At 71.2% G+C, this 16,633-nt stretch carries 14 protein-coding genes; 4 read left to right on the forward strand and 10 right to left on the reverse strand.

Annotation, left to right across the window (positions count from 1 at the left end; all coding sequences use genetic code 11):
• Nucleotides 1-47 precede the first annotated feature (47 nt).
• The 6 genes from IG02_RS43485 to clpS form a co-directional block, all read right to left on the reverse strand.
• The gene (locus IG02_RS43485) at nucleotides 48-173 is read right to left on the reverse strand and encodes a putative leader peptide (protein ID WP_267958521.1); all 126 of its coding nucleotides are present in this window, start codon (nucleotides 171-173) and stop codon (nucleotides 48-50) included.
• A 127-nt stretch (nucleotides 174-300) separates the two neighbouring features.
• A complete protein-coding gene (locus tag IG02_RS0118490) occupies nucleotides 301-714 on the reverse strand; it encodes a Mov34/MPN/PAD-1 family protein (protein WP_030748824.1) in 414 nt (137 codons plus the stop codon).
• 197 nt (nucleotides 715-911) lie between these two features.
• Complete coding sequence (locus tag IG02_RS0118495) at nucleotides 912-2,441, reverse strand: alanine/glycine:cation symporter family protein (RefSeq protein WP_030748827.1); 1,530 nt, start codon at nucleotides 2,439-2,441, stop codon at nucleotides 912-914.
• Between the two features lie 526 nt (nucleotides 2,442-2,967).
• Nucleotides 2,968-4,446 (reverse strand): amino acid permease, encoded by a 1,479-nt coding sequence (locus IG02_RS0118500; RefSeq protein ID WP_037803300.1) that lies wholly within the window; start codon nucleotides 4,444-4,446, stop codon nucleotides 2,968-2,970.
• Between the two features lie 730 nt (nucleotides 4,447-5,176).
• On the reverse strand, nucleotides 5,177-5,773 hold the full coding sequence (locus IG02_RS0118505; RefSeq protein WP_030748831.1) for a DUF2017 domain-containing protein: 597 nt from the start codon (nucleotides 5,771-5,773) through the stop codon (nucleotides 5,177-5,179).
• The gene (gene clpS / locus IG02_RS0118510) at nucleotides 5,773-6,078 is read right to left on the reverse strand and encodes an ATP-dependent Clp protease adapter ClpS (protein ID WP_030748833.1); all 306 of its coding nucleotides are present in this window, start codon (nucleotides 6,076-6,078) and stop codon (nucleotides 5,773-5,775) included. The genes IG02_RS0118505 and clpS overlap by 1 nt, the downstream gene beginning before the upstream one ends.
• A gap of 367 nt (nucleotides 6,079-6,445) precedes the next feature.
• On the opposite strand from clpS, the gene IG02_RS0118515 reads away from it, so the two are divergent.
• On the forward strand, nucleotides 6,446-7,771 hold the full coding sequence (locus IG02_RS0118515; RefSeq protein ID WP_030748835.1) for a nicotinate phosphoribosyltransferase: 1,326 nt from the start codon (nucleotides 6,446-6,448) through the stop codon (nucleotides 7,769-7,771).
• A gap of 321 nt (nucleotides 7,772-8,092) precedes the next feature.
• A complete protein-coding gene (locus IG02_RS0118520; RefSeq protein ID WP_030748838.1) occupies nucleotides 8,093-8,686 on the forward strand; it encodes a nicotinamidase in 594 nt (197 codons plus the stop codon).
• Nucleotides 8,687-9,000: 314 nt separating this feature from the next.
• On the opposite strand, the gene IG02_RS0118525 is transcribed toward IG02_RS0118520, so the two are convergent.
• Both IG02_RS0118525 and IG02_RS0118530 read right to left on the reverse strand, forming a co-directional pair.
• Nucleotides 9,001-9,309: a hypothetical protein gene (locus IG02_RS0118525; RefSeq protein WP_030748840.1), complete on the reverse strand. Its 309-nt coding sequence runs from the start codon at nucleotides 9,307-9,309 to the stop codon at nucleotides 9,001-9,003.
• Nucleotides 9,310-9,434: 125 nt separating this feature from the next.
• The gene (locus IG02_RS0118530) at nucleotides 9,435-11,852 is read right to left on the reverse strand and encodes an immune inhibitor A domain-containing protein (RefSeq protein WP_030748844.1); all 2,418 of its coding nucleotides are present in this window, start codon (nucleotides 11,850-11,852) and stop codon (nucleotides 9,435-9,437) included.
• A 488-nt stretch (nucleotides 11,853-12,340) separates the two neighbouring features.
• Between IG02_RS0118530 and IG02_RS36600 the strand changes: the two genes are divergently transcribed.
• Nucleotides 12,341-12,652: a hypothetical protein gene (locus IG02_RS36600; RefSeq protein WP_037803303.1), complete on the forward strand. Its 312-nt coding sequence runs from the start codon at nucleotides 12,341-12,343 to the stop codon at nucleotides 12,650-12,652.
• A gap of 77 nt (nucleotides 12,653-12,729) precedes the next feature.
• On the opposite strand, the gene IG02_RS0118540 is transcribed toward IG02_RS36600, so the two are convergent.
• Both IG02_RS0118540 and IG02_RS0118545 read right to left on the reverse strand, forming a co-directional pair.
• Nucleotides 12,730-13,659 (reverse strand): RDD family protein, encoded by a 930-nt coding sequence (locus IG02_RS0118540; RefSeq protein ID WP_051765261.1) that lies wholly within the window; start codon nucleotides 13,657-13,659, stop codon nucleotides 12,730-12,732.
• Nucleotides 13,660-13,850: 191 nt separating this feature from the next.
• Nucleotides 13,851-15,500 carry an RDD family protein gene (locus tag IG02_RS0118545; RefSeq protein ID WP_030748853.1) on the reverse strand — a complete coding sequence of 550 codons (1,650 nt, stop codon included), beginning with the start codon at nucleotides 15,498-15,500 and terminating at the stop codon, nucleotides 13,851-13,853.
• 628 nt (nucleotides 15,501-16,128) lie between these two features.
• Here IG02_RS0118545 and IG02_RS0118550 point away from each other — a divergent pair.
• On the forward strand, nucleotides 16,129-16,605 hold the full coding sequence (locus IG02_RS0118550) for an SsgA family sporulation/cell division regulator (protein ID WP_030748856.1): 477 nt from the start codon (nucleotides 16,129-16,131) through the stop codon (nucleotides 16,603-16,605).
• The last annotated feature ends 28 nt before the right edge of the window (nucleotides 16,606-16,633 follow it).

Below are 16,633 nucleotides of genomic sequence, written 5' to 3' on the forward strand. Positions count from 1 at the left end.
CGGATACGGCGATCCGCGCTCGGGGCCGTCGGCCGGCCGGAGCCGGCCTAGGCGGCGAGGCGGACGGAACGGGCCGGACAGATGGCGCTGGCGAGGCGGCACAGGTCGACGTGCAACCGCGCCACGAGCAGCGGGGTGCTCGGCGTCTTGTCGCTCACGTCGAAGGGAACCATGCGGTCATCGTATCGATTCCCGATCCGCGCCCCGGCATGCGATCCCACCCCGTGGACGGTTCCGGATCGGCATGTGGACGGCCGGGTCGCGGGCACGGTGGCGGAGGGGGACACCCCGGCGGCGCGGTCAGACGATCTCGACGTCCTCCTCGGTGACCTCGCCGTCCACGATCCGGTACGAACGGAACTGGAACGAGCCCGCGCCGTCGGTGTCGGCGGTGGAGACCAGCACGTAGTGGGCGCCCGGCTCGTTGGCGTAGCTGATGTCCGTACGGGACGGGTACGCCTCGGTCGCCGTGTGCGAGTGGTAGATGATCACCGGCTCCTCGTCCCGGTCGTCCATCTCGCGGTAGAGCTTGAGCAGATCGGCCGAGTCGAACTCGTAGAACGTGGGTGAGCGGGCCGCGTTGAGCATGGGGATGAACCGCTCGGCCCGTCCGCTGCCGGCCGGGCCCGCGACCACGCCGCACGCCTCGTCGGGGTGGTCGGCGCGCGCGTGCGCGACGATCTGGTCGTGCAGGTCCTGGGTGATTTCGAGCATGGGACGAGGATACGAGGATCCGTCGACCGGCAGGCCGGCCGGCCTCCGGAGCCGGGAGCCGGATCCGGAGGCCGTGGCGGAGGTGCGGAAGGGCACGAGGCGGCTCGGCGGGGGCCGCCGAGCACCAGTACGGACCCGGCGCCCGTCCCGGCACGGCCGGGACGGGCGGTGTGCGGGGTCCCGGTCTGCCGAGTCCCTCAGCCGACCGACGCGGGAGCCTTCTCGCCCTGCTCGTCGTCCACTGCCGACTTCCGCTCGCGGACGGACTCGAGGAAGGCGTTGAGTTCTCGTTTGACCACCGGGGCGAGCAGGTACAGCCCGATGATGTTGAAGACGGAGAGCAGGAAGAGCGCCGCGTCCGCCATGTCGATGAGCGTCGAGAGCGTCAACAGCGATCCGGTGACCGCGAAGACGGCGTAGATCGCCTTGAAGACGGTCTCACTGGCCCGGCTGCGACCGAAGAGGTACGACCACGCCTTGAGGCCGTAGTAGCCCCAGGTGAGCACGGTGGAGAAGGCGAACAGCAGGACCGCCACGGTCAGCACGTAGGGGAACCACGGCAGGACGGTCTCGAAGGCGTCCGAAGTGATCGTGACACCGCCGATGTCCTCGCCGGCCCGGGCCTCGGCCCAGCTGGCCGGGTTGGCGATGACGATCGTCAGCGCGGTCATGGTGCAGATGACGACGGTGTCGATGAACGGTTCGAGGAGGGCGACCAGCCCCTCGCTCGCGGGGTGCTTGGTCTTCACCGCGGAGTGCGCGATCGGGGCGGAGCCGAGACCGGCCTCGTTGGAGAAGGCCGCCCGCCGGAAGCCGACGATCAGCGCGCCGATGATGCCGCCGGCGACGCCCTCGGGGTTGAACGCTCCCTCGACGATCGTGGCGACGGCGGAGGGCAGGGCGCTGATGTTGACCAGGATGACGACCAGGCAGGCCACGATGTAGAGGCCCGCCATGGCCGGGACCAGTCGGCTGGTGACCGAGGCGATCGAGCGGATCCCACCGAGCAGGACGAGGCCGGTGAGTGCGGCGATCAGCAGGCCGAAGAGGATCGCGCCCGCGGAGGAGCCGACGAAGCCGTCCTCGCCGCCGGTGACGGCCGCGAGCTGCTCGTAGCTCTGGTTGACCTGGAGCAGGTTGCCGCCGAAGAGGCCGAAGAAAAGGATCATCACGGAGGCCAGGCCGGCGAGGATCTTGCCGAGCGTCGCCCCGCGGGCGCCGAAGCGGTCGGCGAGCCCCTTGGGGAGGTAGTGCATCGGCCCACCGGAGACGGTTCCGTCGGCGTGGACCTCGCGGTACTTCACACCGAGGGTGACCTCGACGAACTTGGTGGCCATGCCGAGCAGGCCGCAGAGGATCATCCAGAAGGTCGCGCCGGGGCCGCCGATGCTGACGGCGACGGCGACACCGGCGATGTTGCCGAGGCCGACCGTGCCGGAGACCGCCGCGGTGAGCGCCTGGAAGTGGTTCACCTCCCCGGCCGCCCCCTTCTCGTCGTACTTCCCGCGCACCACGTCGAGGGCGAGCTTGAACTTGCGCACCTGGAGCAGCCCGAACCAGGCGGTGAACACCAGCCCGGCTATCACGAGCCACGCGACGATGAGCGGGAGATCGGTGCCCGCGACGGGGACGGTGTAGAAGACGACCTCGGTCAGCCAGGTGGCTACGGGTTCGAAGAAGGCGCTGACTTTCGCGTCGACGGTCTCGGTCATGGATTCCAGTGACATCTGGCTACCTCATGGCACGGGCTTGCCGCGCGCGTGGCGCGGCGAGCGCGGATTCGGACTGGGGTGAACGCCGTTGTCCGATCGGCGAGCGAAGGCGACCTGATCCACGGACTTGGACCGGAGGGGTGCCTTGGTGGTGCGCGGCGGCGGTCTGCCGGCCTTTCGCCGCCCGGCCTGGGGTGGTGCCGGTCGCGGAGTGTGCAGTCTTACCCAGAGATCCGGGAGAGCGGAAGCGGGGCGAGAAGCCGCCAAACCACGAAAAAGCCGCCCTTACCCGAAAGGGTGTGGCGGCTGGTGACTTCATCGTTATACCGATTTGAGGGCCTACTGAGCAAACGGCGGGAGACCGCGGGGCGGCTGTCGAGGAAATGTCCGGGTGGCGGACCGGTCCCCGGACCGTGCGCGTGAGATCCCGCGTGGGCGGTTCTCGGCGGTCCGGGGCGTTCCGGCCTCGTCGGCATCGTCAGCGGCGCGACATGCGCGGCGTGTCACCGCGAGCGCCACGCGTCTTTCATCCGCGCACGGGCTACTTCCGCGCCGCGCCCGCGACGACCGGCCCCCGCGCCTGCCCCGGGTCGTTCCGCTTCAGGAACTGCCAGCCGATCAGCAGACCGACCGCCCACACGGCGCCGACGTACAGGCAGACCCGCGCCTCCTGGTCGTAGGCGATCATGCCGGTGACGCCGGTCAGGAAGGCCACCGCGACCCAGCTGAAGACGCTGCCGGCGGGGGCCGGGAAGGACGAGGCCGGGAGGCGGCCCGCACGCACGCCGCGCCGGTAGCGGATATGGCTGACGAGGATCATCATCCAGGTCCAGATGCCGCAGACCGTGGCCACGGAGGTCACATAGCCGAACGCCTTCTCCGGCACGATGTAGTTGAGCACCACGCCGATACCCATCAGCACCACGGAGACGGTGATGCCGAGCGCCGGCGTCTTGCGGACGTTGAGCCGGCCGAGCGCCTGCGGGGCCTGCCCGTTCGCGGCGAGGTCGCGCAGCATCCGGCCGGTGGAGTACATGCCGGAGTTGCAGGACGAGAGCGCCGCGGTCAGGACGACGAAGTTGACGATGCCCGCCGCGAGCGGGATGCCCATCTTCTCGAAGGTGTAGACGAAGGGGCTGGTGCCCGCCGAGAACTCGGTCCACTTGACCACGGCGAGGATCACGGTCAGCGCGCCGACGTAGAAGACGATGATCCGCCAGGGCAGCGTGTTGATGGCCTTGGGGAGCGTCTTCTCGGGGTTCTCGGACTCGCCCGCGGTGACGCCGACGAGTTCGACGGCGAGGTAGGCGAACATCACGCCCTGGAGGGTCATCAGGCTGGAGCCGATGCCCGTCGGGAAGAAGCCCTCGTGGGCCCAGAGGTTCGAGGCCCGCGCTGTCTCACCGGCGTCGGAGAAGCCGAGGGTGAGCACGCCGAGCCCGATGACGATCATGCCGATGATCGCGGTTACCTTGATCATCGAGAACCAGAACTCGACCTCGCCGAAGATCTTCACCGAGATCAGGTTGACGCCGAAGAGCACCACGAGGAAGACGAGGGCGCTGACCCACTGCGGGATCTGCGGGAACCAGAAGTGGATGTAGATGGCGGCCGCGGTCAGCTCCGCCATGCCGGTGACCACCCACATCAGCCAGTACGTCCACCCCGTGGCGAAGCCCATGAACGGGCCGAGGAACTCGCGGGCGTACTCCGCGAAGGAGCCCGAGACCGGCCGGTACAGGAGCAGCTCACCGAGCGCCCGCATGATGAAGAAGATCATGACGCCGGCGAGGGCGTACATGAGGATGATGCTGGGGCCCGCCTTGGCGATGTTCGCCCCGGCGCCCATGAAGAGGCCGACGCCGATGGCACCGCCGATCGCGATCATCTGGACCTGGCGACTGCCGAGCCCTCGCTCGTAGCCCTCCTCGGCCGGGCCGCCCGGCGGTCCGCCGCGGGCGCCGGTCGTCCCGCCCGTGGGCCTGTCGCCGCCGTATGTGTCGACCTGCGGAGAGGTCATGGTCCTGCGCCCTTTCTCCACGCCGGTCCGAGCCGCTCGCCGGCCGCGGATCGGTTGCTGATCCCCCCCCCGGACTGGTTGGAGTGCGACCGGCGGTCGGCCGGCGTGAACACCCCCGGGGACAGGGGTGGAGCCCCCGGGGGATCGAGAAGATTTATCACGCCGGGCGCGCGCACCTCGTCGCACAACCGTGTCACAGGACACACGAAGAAGCGGAAAAAACACCCCGCCAGGTGACAAACCTCACCGAAGTGGTGACGGGATCGTTATCAGGAATTGAGCCTCCGCTGAGCGGACGCGGGGGCGGCGAAGCCGCCGGGGAGCGGGGGCCGGGGGGCCAGGGTCCGGGGGCAGGGGTCCGGCCCCCGCCCCGGTCATCCGGGTCCCCGCCGCTGAGCGCCTGCGCCCCGGCGGGAGGGCGCCGGCGCAGGGCCCCGGCCCGGGGCATCTGCGCGCCGGCAGCGGACCGCCGGTGCACGGCGATGGGGCGGCGGCGCTCCGCGCACAGGGCGGCGCAGGCCCCCGACCCGGGCATCTGCGTCCCGGTCGCGGGGCGCCGGCCTCCGCGGCAGCGGGGGTGGCATTCGGCGTTCCGACCGCGGAGTTCCGTTGTCCCCGACCCGGGGCATCCGTGTCCCGGGTCGGGGGCCTCCGGCGGGCCGGCCGTGAATGTGCGCTCCGGCGGGCCGCACCGGCGGTGGGCCGGGCGCGGGGGCTTCGACGCGCCGGCTCAGGGCATCAGCGTCTCGACCAGCGTCTCCTGGAGCGCGCCCAGCCAGAGGTAGGCCATCACCATCGGCTTGCGCGGGTCGGAGTCCGGCAGCCGGTACAGCTCGCCGCCCTCGTCCTCGTCCGAGACGTCCAGGCGGGTGCCGATCGTCAGCCGCAGGTCGTTGAGCGCGCCGAGCCAGTGCAGGCAGTCCTCCGGGGTCAGCTTCAGGACGGCGCCGCCCTCGCCCGCCGTGCTGAGCGAGTCGAGGGTACGGACCATGGCCAGGCCGTCCTCGCGCTTGCGGCCGCGCAGGTCGTTCTCCGTGAACCGGCGGAACTCCGCCGAATACCCCCGCAGTTCCTCGTCGTCCTCGTCCGGCGCGTCCGGGTCGCCGTAGGCGTCCGGGAACAGCCGGGCCAGCGCCGGGTCGCTCGGCGGCTCGCTCGGTCCCTCCGCGAAGAGCGCGGCCAGCGGGTCCTCGCCCTGGGCAGGCTCTTCGCCCGGTCCGATCAGCTCCAGCAGTTGCACGGCCAGGGAGCGCAGGATCGAGATCTCGACCTCGTCGAGCGCGATGGCCGCCCCGCCGCCCGGGATCGCTTCGAAGTACCCGGCCATCAGACGCGGTCCTGGGAGAGGGTGGCCCAGAGCCCGAAGCCGTGCATCGCCTGCACGTCGCGCTCCATCTCCTCCCGGCTGCCGCTGGAGACGACAGCGCGGCCCTTGTGGTGGACGTCCAGCATCAGCCTGTGCGCCTTGTCCTTGGGGTAGCCGAAATAGGTCTGGAACACGTACGCGACGTAACTCATGAGATTGACCGGATCGTTGTGGACGATCGTCACCCATGGCACATCGGGTTCGGGGACGGCGAAGGTCTCCTCGGCCGATTCGGGGCGTTCGATCTCAGTCGGAGCAACACTCACGGTGCGGGATGACCTTCTTCTCTGCCGGGGCGTGCGGACATAGCCGGGATCTGTGACCGGGACCTGCCATGAGCCTGCCGGGACCGGCGTCGCGCACGCCGGGTCGGACCGCCGGCTTCGCGCGCGCCGGTTTCACAGCCTCACATGACCATGCTGCCACCCACGAGGCCCTGCCGCACAAACGGCTTTGTGAAATCGTCAGACTGACGAGTATGCGGGGTAGCATCGTCGTATGAACACTGCGGACCAGGGCCGGGGGCTGCCGGGAGGAAAAGTGCTCGAAGGACGTCCCCGGAGCGGGGGTGGGCTACCGGAAGGAGAAGCGCGCGAAGCGCATCCTCAGAAGGGTGGTGGTGGCGGGCTACCGGTGGACGTGCCGTCGACCGCGCTGTTCACCGATCAGTACGAGCTGACGATGGTGCGTGCGGCGCTTCAGGCCGGTACCGCCGACCGGCGTTCCGTCTTCGAGGTCTTCACCCGGCGGCTGCCCGAGGGGCGCCGGTACGGGGTCGTGGCGGGCACCGGCCGGGTGCTGGACGCCGTGGAGAACTTCCGCTTCGACGCGGACGTCCTGCGGTTCCTGCGGGAGCGGGAGATCGTGGACGAACGGACCCTGGACTGGCTGGCGTCGTACCGCTTCCGCGGAGACGTATGGGGCTATCCGGAGGGCGAGGTGTACTTCCCCGGCTCGCCGATCCTGCGCGTGGAGGGCTCCTTCGCGGAGTGCGTGCTGCTGGAGACCGTGATCCTGTCGATCCTCAACCACGACTCGGCGATCGCGGCGGCGGCCTCCCGGATGTCGTCCGCCGCGGGTGGCCGCGGCCTGATCGAGATGGGCGCGCGCCGTACGCACGAGCTGTCCGCGGTCGCCGCCGCCCGCGCCGCGTACGTGGGGGGCTTCGACACGACCTCGGACCTGGCGGCCGGCTTCCGCTACGACATCCCCACGGTGGGCACGAGCGCGCACGCCTTCACCCTGCTGCACGACAGCGAGCGCGACGCGTTCCGGGCGCAGGTGGACTCGCTGGGGCGCGGGACGACGCTGCTGGTCGACACGTACGACGTCGCCGAGGCGGTCCGCGCGGCCGTCGAGATCGCCGGGCCCGAGCTGGGCGCGGTCCGGATCGACTCCGGCGACCTGCTGCTGGTCGCCCACCGGGTACGGCAGCAGCTGGACGAGCTGGGCGCGGTGAACACCAAGATCGTGGTGACCTCGGACCTGGACGAGTACGCCATCGCCTCGCTGGCGGCGGCGCCGGTGGACGCGTACGGGGTCGGCACCCAGCTGGTCACCGGCAGCGGGCACCCGACCTGCGCCATGGTCTACAAGATCGTCGCCCGGGCCCGGTCGGGGGACCCGAAGGCGCCGCTCCTGCCCGTGGCCAAGAAGTCGATGGGCGCCAAGACGTCGATGGGGGGCCGCAAGTGGGCCGCGCGGCGCACGGACGCGGAGGGGACGGCCGAGGCGGAGGTGATCGGCACCGGCGCCGTACCGCCGGACCTGCTGGACCAGCAGCTGCTGGTGCAGCTGGTCAAGGGCGGCGAGGTGGTGGCGCGGGAGTCGCTGGACACCGTGCGCGAGCGGCACATCGCGGCGCGGGCGCGGCTTCCGTTGTCGGCGACGCAGCTGTCGCGGGGGGAGCCGGTGCTCCCGACGGAGTACGTGCGGGGAACGGAGCCCGCCCGGGAATGACCTCTCGGCCTCCCGGACCTCTCGGGCCTCCCGGGCCTACCGGCCGCCCCGGCCTCTCTCGCTTCCCTGCCCTCCTGGAATGGCCTCTCGGGCACGTGTGAGAACCGGGTAAGCGTGAGATACGTGTGTACGTATGAAGGACGAGGGACGCGGTACGAGATACGAGTGCCGTACCCCCTCCCGCAAGGCGACCGGATTCCTTACCCTCACCTTCACGTCTGTCCGCGTCCGCACTGCTCGTACGCCTCCAGCTCCCCGCCGCCCCGCCTCTCCCCGCCTCTCTTCCCGTAGCCCGTCCCCCCATCTCGAAGGACTACCGCCATGCACCGCGCATTGATCGTCGTCGACGTTCAGAACGACTTCTGTGAAGGCGGCAGCCTCGCGGTGACCGGGGGCGCGGACGTCGCCGCCGCGATCACCGATCTCGTCGGCCAGGCGAGCGCCGGCTACCGGCACGTGGTCGCCACCCGCGACCACCACATCGACCCGGGCGACCACTTCGCGGTACCGCCGGCCGTCCCGGACTTCGTCCGCTCCTGGCCGGTGCACTGCGTCGCCGGTACGGAGGGCGTGGGCTTCCACCCCAACTTCGCGCCCGCGGTCGCCTCGGGCGGGATCAACGCGGTCTTCGACAAGGGCGCGTACGCGGCGGCCTACAGCGGCTTCGAGGGCACCGACGAGAACGGCGTCGGCCTGGCCGACTGGCTCCGGGCGCGCGAGGTCACGGAGGTCGACGTGGTGGGCATCGCCACGGACCACTGCGTCCGCGCCACGGCCCTGGACGCGGCCCGCGAGGGCTTCACGACGACGGTGCTGCTGGAGCTGACGGCGGGGGTGAGCCCGGAGACCACGGAACGCGCCCTGGGCGAGCTGCGGGATGCGGGGGTACGGCTGACGGGCAAGCCCGTGGTGTGAGGGCTCCCCTTTTTTTGAGGGCTCGGTTCGCCTCCGGGGGCGCCCGTGACGTCCCGGGTGTGCGCGTCGCCTGGCCGGGGTGCCTGACACGTCCGGGGTGCCCACGTCCACCGACGGCTCCCCACCCGGGTTCCCGTGACGTCCCGGCCGGGCACGTCCGCCGGCGAGTGAGCCGAAGGGGCGCGGCCGCTGTCGAAAGGGAGAGCGCGCGCAGGCTCCGAGGAACGAGGAGCCGAGCACGGTCGACCGTCGACAGGGCCCGCGGCCGGAGGCCGCTGATGGGTACAGCAAGCGCCCCGGAGGCGAACCGAGCCTCAAAAAATAGGTGCCAGTGCCCTGATCGGCTGCCAGAGCTGCGCCAGCACGTCCGGGCCCGTACGGCGCCACAGCACGCCGTCCGGGTGGTGCAGGACCGCGGTGATCTCGTCCGGGGTCGGCGGGTCCGCGTTGCCCCGCAGGTAGACCGCCCGCAGACCCAGGTTCCGCAGCCGGGTCAGGGCGCGGGCCCGGTTCGCGGCGTGGACCAGGACCCGGACCGTACCGCCGTCGGCGGCCGGGCTGGGCATGGTCAGTGCCACCACCACCGTGCCGCTGGGGAGTCTGCTGAAGCCTCCGCCCGCCATGGGTTCCCACACCTCCCGTAAGACCCCGTGTCAATAAGAGTTCGTAGGACGCACCTAAACACGAACGGCCGCCGCCCGCTAGGGGGCGACGGCCGATCATGCTCGTGACCTGCGATTACCTTCGGTTACTTACCGGAGGGTCCCACCTTGACCGTCATCGTCCGCCCGTCCAGCGGCTGACTGATGATGCTGATCTTGGTGTTGGTGTCAGTAACCTTGACGCTCGCGGTCTTGTTCTCCTCGCTCCAGTACGTGCCCTTGCGGTCGTCGAAGACCGGCACGCCCAGCTGCGGCGCGACGCGCGTCGGCTGGTCCGCCTTGTGCAGCGTGAAGCCCTTGGTCGGCCACCAGCTGAACGCCGAGTCGTGCGCCTGGACGCGGTTGCGCATCAGCGTGCCGTCCGCCCACTTGAGCGGCTTGGCGTGGGCGTCGATCGGCAGGATCAGGCCCTGACCCGGGTGCCGGCTGGTGTTGTTGTCGACCTGCGAGGTGTCCCACTGCCAGATCAGCAGACCGGGCTGGTACGCGTAGTGCTCGACCTTGTTGTCGTTCGGCGCGGTGAAGCCGAAGTTGTACGGGCCGGTCCGCAGGGTCGTGTCGTACGAGACGTACTGGCGGTTCTCCGCGATGTAGTACTGCTCGTAGTCCTCGGTGAAGGACTCCCCGATCCGCGAGAAGCCGTTCGCGGTCCAGCCCGCGTCGTCGCCCTCGGCGCCGTCGGTGAACACCGGCGCGCCGTCGGCGGTCAGGCTGATCCCGTCCGCCGTGAAGCCCTTGCCGGCCACGCCGCCGTCCGTCTGGTAGCGGAAGCGGAGGTCGAACTTCTGGCCCGCGTAGGCGTCCAGCGGGTACACCAGCTTCTGGTGCGTGCCCGAGACGTCGGTCAGCGCGGGCTTGTCGGCGGCGTCGCGCGTGATGGCCTTGCCGTTCGCCGTACCGTCCAGCGGCGTCCAGTTGGCGCCGCCGTCCGTGGACACCTCGGCGTAGAGGTAGTCGTAGTTCGCCTCGATGTCCCACCAGCCCTGGAGCTCCAGCGCGGCGGCGGACCTGCCCGTCAGGTCGACCGGCCGGGTCAGGGTGTTCTTGAGGTCGTCACCCATGCCGCTCCACCACTGCCGGGTGCCCTCGGCGGGCTTCACCACGGTCGTGGTCTGCTGCTTCTCGGGCAGTTCGACGATGAGCGCCTGCGGGTTCTTCGTGTTGTACTCCGAGACGCCCAGCTTGTGCGTGGAGTTCGTCGCGGCCTTGGCGGTGGTGTAGTCCAGCCAGCCGAGCTGGAGCTTGTCCCACGCGGTCATGTCGCCGGGCAGGTCGCCGATCGCGTCGCGGCCGGTGCCGAGCCAGGAGCCGGACGACATCAGGGTCCAGAAGCCGGTGGAGTTCTCGCCGCCCGCGGTGTCGTACAGGTCGGGCAGGCCCAGGTCGTGACCGTACTCGTGGGCGAAGACCCCGAGCCCGCCGTTCTCCGGCTGCATGGTGTAGTCGCCGACCCAGATGCCGGTGTCGCCGATCTGGGTGCCGCCCGCCTTGTTGTTCGCGGGGCCGGAGCTGCCGGCGCTCGTACCGTACGCGTACCAGCGGTGCGCCCACAGGGCGTCCTCGCCCTGGACGCCGCCGCCGGCCGACTCGTCCTCGCCCGCGTGGACGATCTGGAAGTGGTCGATGTAGCCGTCGGGCTCGTTGAAGTCGCCGTCGTTGTCGAAGTCGTAGCGGTCCCACTGGTCGTACTGGGCGAGGTCCGCCTTGATCTGGGCGTCGGTCCTGCCCTGCGCCTTCTGGTCCGCGGCCCAGGCGTTGACGCCGTCGCGCACCAGGTCCCAGGAGTTGGCGCAGGTCGAGCCGCCGCAGTAGTTGGAGCCGTAACGGGCCTCGTTCCACTGGACCTTGACCCAGTCGGAGACCTCGCCGTCGACCGAGTAGCGCCCGGAGGACGTCTTCTCGTAGTAGGTCTTCAGCGACTCCTTCTTCTTGCCCTTGGCGTCCTTGCCCTCGCCGAAGTACAAGTCCTGGAAGTGCTGCTGGTTGTAGTCGGCCTGCCAGGCGGTGGAGTTGTCCACCTTGCGGTCGGGCTCGGCTATCTGGTTGTGCAGCGGACCGGGGTCGCCGCCGTACTTCTCGACCGGCGGCTGCGGGCCGTCGGGCCCGTCCGGGTCGTACATCGTGGTGTCGTCGACCTGGTCGCCGAACTCCACGAGGACGGTGAAGATCTTGTCGGTCTTCTCCCGGCCCAGCTCGACGTACTTCTTGCCGCCGAGCTTGACGACCTGCGAGCCGCCGCGCTTCTCCGGCTTGGCGTCCCCGGATATGACCTGCTTCAGCGCGGCCTCGCGCTGCTGCTCCTGCTGCTTGCTGAACGGACCTTCCAGGTCGTGCTCGACACGGCCCTCCTGGGGCGCCGGGTCACGGCGCTCGACGCTCGACGGGCCGGAGGCGGGATTGTCCTGCGCCTGGGCCGAGGTGGTGAAGGCCGAGGCGGTCGCGGCGGTCGCGGCCAGGGCCACGAGCGCGGCCGAGGCGCGTCTCGCACGTCGGTTTCTGATCACTTGGTGTTGTCCTCCCCGGCGCATACGGTCCGCGGACCAGGGAGTTGGGGATCCGCGCGCGCATGCGCGTCATCAGTGACGACATTCGACCGGAGTCGCGGGAGAAAAAACAGTCCTTGACTTGAGCTGGTCAACTGCACTATGTGTCCATGTAACTTCACTATCCGAACATGGTGAATTTCGGACAACAGGCGTATGAAATCGGCCGATTGACGGGCGGGGTGATTCGATGCGCCCCCCGTGCAACGGGGGTGGTGGACGGCCGACGCATACGTCGCATTCCGTCGGGGCATCCAGCGTCGTAGAGTCGGCTGACAGTGCGACCGAGTTGCGAACTACGCGTCCGATCACGCGAGACAGCCCGGGACACCCGGATACCCCCCGCATAGGCACCACAGGCCCCATAGGCACCATTGACCCGGGAAATCCCCGAGTCGCCCCCGAGAGCCACCCCCGACTTTCCATGCCCCGAGGGACGGATTTCCGCCATGCCGCGTCCGACTGCCGCACAGATCGCCTACGGCTCCGCCACCGTCGTCTGCTCCACCCTCGTCATCCTGTTGCTCTCCGGTACGACCACCGGTGTCGGCATCGCGATGACGGGCATCGCCGCACTCGCGCTGGGCCTCCTGGTCACCATGGTGCTCACGCTGCCGGGCAGGGCGCCGGCGCGCGCCGCGGCGTACGGACGCCGCGGCGCCGCACAGACGGAGGCCAGGGACATCCGAGTGCCCCAGCAGCGGGTCGGTGCGAGCGGCGAGGGCGTGCCGGCCGAGCAGCGGCACTCGCTGCGCCGCTGAGGCGCAGCGGGACGGCTGCCGCCTGCTTCCCGCTTCCGCTTCCGCTTCCGCTTCCGCTTCCAGGGGCCGTAGTGCCTCTAGGGGCCGTAGTCCTGTCCCTGTCCGGGGCGGGGTTCCCGGCCCTGTCCCTGGTCCTGGTCCGTCGTCACCACGACCGTCCGCGCGGCCTTGTCGTGCAGCCCCTGCCGGTACGGTCTGCTGCCCGCGATCGACACGATGATGATGAACCACCAGACGCAGAAGCAGCACACCAGCGCCGGCACCCAGAGCACGAGCGCCCGCACCAGCGAGGAGCCGGTGTCCGGCACCGACCCGTCGTTGAGCATCGCGGTACGCAGACTGAGCCAGCGCTTGCCGAGCGTCTGGCCGTACTTCCGCGTCATGAGGGTGTCGTAACCGACGAACGCGACGACCGAGATCAGCGACCACAGCCATTGGCGGCCGGTGTTCACCTGGGCGGAGAAGTCGTTCCAGGTTCCGCTCGAGCCGCTGTTCGGCGTCGCGGTCCAGCCGCCGCCGGCGAAGGTCGAGATGAGCGCCAGCGGGATGAAGATGATCAAGGCGTCGATCAGCCGGGCCAGGAAGCGCTTGCCGAACGGCGCGAGGGGCGGCATCCCGGCCAGCGGGTCCTCGCCGTACCGGCCGCCGCCGAAGGCCCCGGAGCCGTACGGTCCCGAGCCGTACGGTCCGGGTCCGGAGGCGGGCGGCGGGTGGTCGCCGCCGTACGGAGCGCCGTAAGGGGAGCCGTAGGGGGAGCCGGGCGGCGGACCCGGCGGGGGTTCGCGCGGCGGCTCGGGCGGGGTGGCCTCCGGGCCCGGCGGGCCGGAAGAGCCGGGCGGGCCTGCGGGACCCGCCGGGCCGGCCTCTCCGGGAGGCTCGGGCGGGGGACCGCCGCCCGGTGAACCCTCCGGCCCCGGACGCTCGTCCGGCTGCCGGGGCGGCCGGGGTCTCTTGAGGAACGGATCGTCCTCGGGCGGTTCACCGGGCGGCGGCTGGTCATTGCTCATGGGGGCAGTGCACCGCGCCGGTCATGGCCCCGCACCCGGCGTGCCGCCGTTCGGAGGAACACGGGCCCGGGCCGCCCAGCAGGCCGCCCAGCCGACCGGTCGGCCGCCCGGTCGGACCGCTGCCGCGGAGGCGGCGCCAAAGCCCCGCACGGTGCACGGAGGCTCCGAAACGGAGCCTCCGTGTCATGTCCTCAGCGCGAGCCCGCCACGAAGGTGTGGGCCGTCTTGTCATGCCAGCACTGCCGCCAGGGGCGGTCGAACAGGCACCACAGCACGTTGAGGACACCGACGGCGAGGACCCCGAGCACGCTGTACACCAGCCAGCGGCGCAGCGCGGCGCCGAACGGCGGGGGTTCATGGGTCTCGATGTCGCGCACCTCGAGGCCGCACAGCTTCTTGCCCAGGGTGCGGCCCCACCGGGCGGTCGGCAACGCCTCGTACAGCGCCCCGACGACCAGCAGTGCGGCGAGCACCGCGCCGAGATAGGCGCCCGTCGTGGCGTCCAGCAGCCAGACGGTGACGGTCTGACCGGTCTGCCGGGCCGCCTCCACCTTGTCGTCGACATGGGTGAGCGCCCGTCCGGCCAGCGGGACGGCGACGGCACCGACGACGGCGCCCAGTACGACGCTGTCGATCAGCCGGGCCGCGAACCGCCTGCCGAGTCCCGCGGGCCTGGCCGCCGCCTGGGCCTGGGCGTGGCGGAGGAACGGGTCGTCGGCGGGCGGCTTCCACGGCAGGACGGCCTGGTCGCCGCCGTCCCGCGGCAGCGGCTGCTGGGCCCAGGACGCGGCGCCGCCGCCCGCTCCGGAGCTGATGACGGTGTTCGGCACGCCGGCCGACGGGACCGGGCTCTCCGGCGGCTGAGATTGCTGGGGCTGCTGGATCCGCGGGGGCTGCTGAGTCTGAGGTTGTGCCTGGGGCTGAGGTTGTGCTTGGGGCTGGGCCGATGGTGCGGTGATCGGCTCGACCCGACCGGGCAGTTGGGGCTTCGGCCTGGTGGGCGGCGGGGGCAGCGCCCGTGCCCCGGCGGCGCCCTGGCTCAGCGCGCGGATCGCCATCGTGCCCTCGGACGCGCCCGGGCGCCCGGACGCGGCTTCCTCGTCCTTGGCGCGGCGGGCGGCGCGCAGAGCGCGGATGGCGACCGTGCTGTCGACGGGCGGCCGGTCGCCGTCGCGCGGGGCGGGCATCAGTGCTGCCGCCCCGGCCGGGGGCTCCTGGCCGTCGGGGCCGGGCCGGCCGGTCCCGGACGCGGCCCCCGTGGCCGTACCGGCGCCGGAGCCCGTACCGGCGCCCGGTCCTGCTCCGGTGTTCGGCCTGACACCGCGTCGCATCGCGCGGATCGCGACCGTGCCGTCCGTGGGCGGCGGGTCGTCCGGCGAGCCGGGCCCGAGGCCCCGTACACCGGGCAGGGCGCCACCGGTCGGGTCGCCCTCCCCGTCCCGCGCGCCGGGCTCCCGCGCCGGATCCACGGGGGCCGGAGCGGGGGCGGGCACCCGGGGGTCGGGGCCGTGCGCTCCCCACGAGACCCGGGCGTCGCGCTCGTCCCCGAAGCCGCCCTGCCGCGAGACGTCGGCCTGCCACGCGGACGCCGGCTCCTGAGACTCCCGCCGGGGGTCCTGGGCCGGCTCCTCGTCCAGGAAGACCGGCCCCGTCTCGTCGACGGCGGGCCGGTCCGGGACCGCCGGTGTCCCGGGCCCCGCCTCGTCGCCCGGGGGCGCGGGCCGGCTCGTGCCGGGCACCCAGGCGGCACCGTTCCAGTACCGGACATATCCCGGGATGGACGGGTCTGGGTAGAACCCTTCCCTGGGTACGTTCCCGCCGTCACCAGGAGGAGTAGCCACTGACCCCAACTCCGTTCACTCACACCTTGATCGGACATGTCCTCGGGCTGCGCCTCGCATCGCCCCGCGCGGCGCCTGACGGGGCGTACCGCCGCTTGTCCATGGAAGACAGTAACGAAGAACACGGATACCTGAAGAAGAGGACCGGTGGACAGGACCGTGTTCGAGCGGCAGACCGAAGACGTCGAGGCGAAGCGTAAGGCTGTGGGGTGGAATCCCTTCGACAGGGTGCGCGAAGAGTCGCACGCCAGTACCTACAAGAAGCGATTGATCCCCACAAAAGTCAACCGTCGCGGCCCCTGCTCGCCCATCAGGGTCGCACGCACCCCCATCAGGGTGGCGCACGTCCTCGTACAGGCGCGCCCCGCCCGTACCCGCTGGTCGGGGCCGTCCCGGGCGGCGGCCCTCGTACCGGCCCCAGGCACCGGCACGCGCCGGCACGCGCCGGTCCGGGCGCCGTCGACGCCCGCGCGCGGTCACCTGCCGACGCTTACGAAAAATTCACCTGCCGGAAGTCGCGGAAGTCGCGTCATAGGCAGGTCCTTCCGCTCTCTCATCCGGTACGACCCGTCATCGGGCCCTCGCCAGGAAAGCGCCGGGAAAGCGCAGGGGAAAGGAAGTGCCGTTCATGGACACCGTGGTGGAACGCGAACTGGAGCTGAATCTGGTGCTGTCACCGGAGTACAGCGTCCCCGTCCCGGCCCGGCTGGCCTACCGCACGGACGATCCGTACGCCGTGCGCGTCACCTTCCACATCGGCTCGGACAGCCCCGTGGAGTGGACCTTCGCCCGTGAACTTCTGGTGGAAGGAGTGTTCAGGCCGTGCGGGCAGGGGGACGTGCGCGTCTGGCCGACGAAGGCGGACGGGCGGAGCGTGCTGTGTTTCGCGCTCAGCTCGCCCGACGGGGACGCCTTGCTGGAGGCGCCCTCGGACGCGGTGTACGCCTGGGTCGAGCGGACGCTGCGGATCGTGCCGCCGGGAACGGAGGCGGCGCGGCTCGGGCTGGACGGCGAGCTGGCCGACCTGCTGGCCCCGACCCCCTCGGACGACCCGCGGTCGCGGGATCCGTGGCCGTCGGACGAGTCGCGCGAGGGCGAGGCGTAGCCGGCCGGCCGGGCCCGGGCGGCCGGGG

Source organism: Streptomyces sp. NRRL F-5135 (assembly GCF_000719775.1).
Classification (GTDB): domain Bacteria; phylum Actinomycetota; class Actinomycetes; order Streptomycetales; family Streptomycetaceae; genus Streptomyces; species Streptomyces hebeiensis.

Excerpts from the sequence above, each read along its gene's own strand:
- IG02_RS0118540 (WP_051765261.1), bottom strand. The coding sequence starts at position 13,659 with ATGAGCAATGACCAGCCGCCGCCCGGTGAACCGCCCGAGGACGATCCG.
- IG02_RS0118525 (WP_030748840.1), bottom strand. The coding sequence starts at position 9,309 with ATGGCGGGCGGAGGCTTCAGCAGACTCCCCAGCGGCACGGTGGTGGTG.
- IG02_RS0118500 (WP_037803300.1), bottom strand. The coding sequence starts at position 4,446 with ATGACCTCTCCGCAGGTCGACACATACGGCGGCGACAGGCCCACGGGC.
- IG02_RS0118550 (WP_030748856.1), top strand. The coding sequence starts at position 16,129 with ATGGACACCGTGGTGGAACGCGAACTGGAGCTGAATCTGGTGCTGTCA.
- IG02_RS36600 (WP_037803303.1), top strand. The coding sequence starts at position 12,341 with ATGCCGCGTCCGACTGCCGCACAGATCGCCTACGGCTCCGCCACCGTC.
- IG02_RS0118505 (WP_030748831.1), bottom strand. The coding sequence starts at position 5,773 with ATGGCCGGGTACTTCGAAGCGATCCCGGGCGGCGGGGCGGCCATCGCG.
- IG02_RS0118495 (WP_030748827.1), bottom strand. The coding sequence starts at position 2,441 with ATGTCACTGGAATCCATGACCGAGACCGTCGACGCGAAAGTCAGCGCC.
- IG02_RS43485 (WP_267958521.1), bottom strand. The coding sequence starts at position 173 with ATGGTTCCCTTCGACGTGAGCGACAAGACGCCGAGCACCCCGCTGCTC.
- IG02_RS0118520 (WP_030748838.1), top strand. The coding sequence starts at position 8,093 with ATGCACCGCGCATTGATCGTCGTCGACGTTCAGAACGACTTCTGTGAA.
- IG02_RS0118490 (WP_030748824.1), bottom strand. The coding sequence starts at position 714 with ATGCTCGAAATCACCCAGGACCTGCACGACCAGATCGTCGCGCACGCG.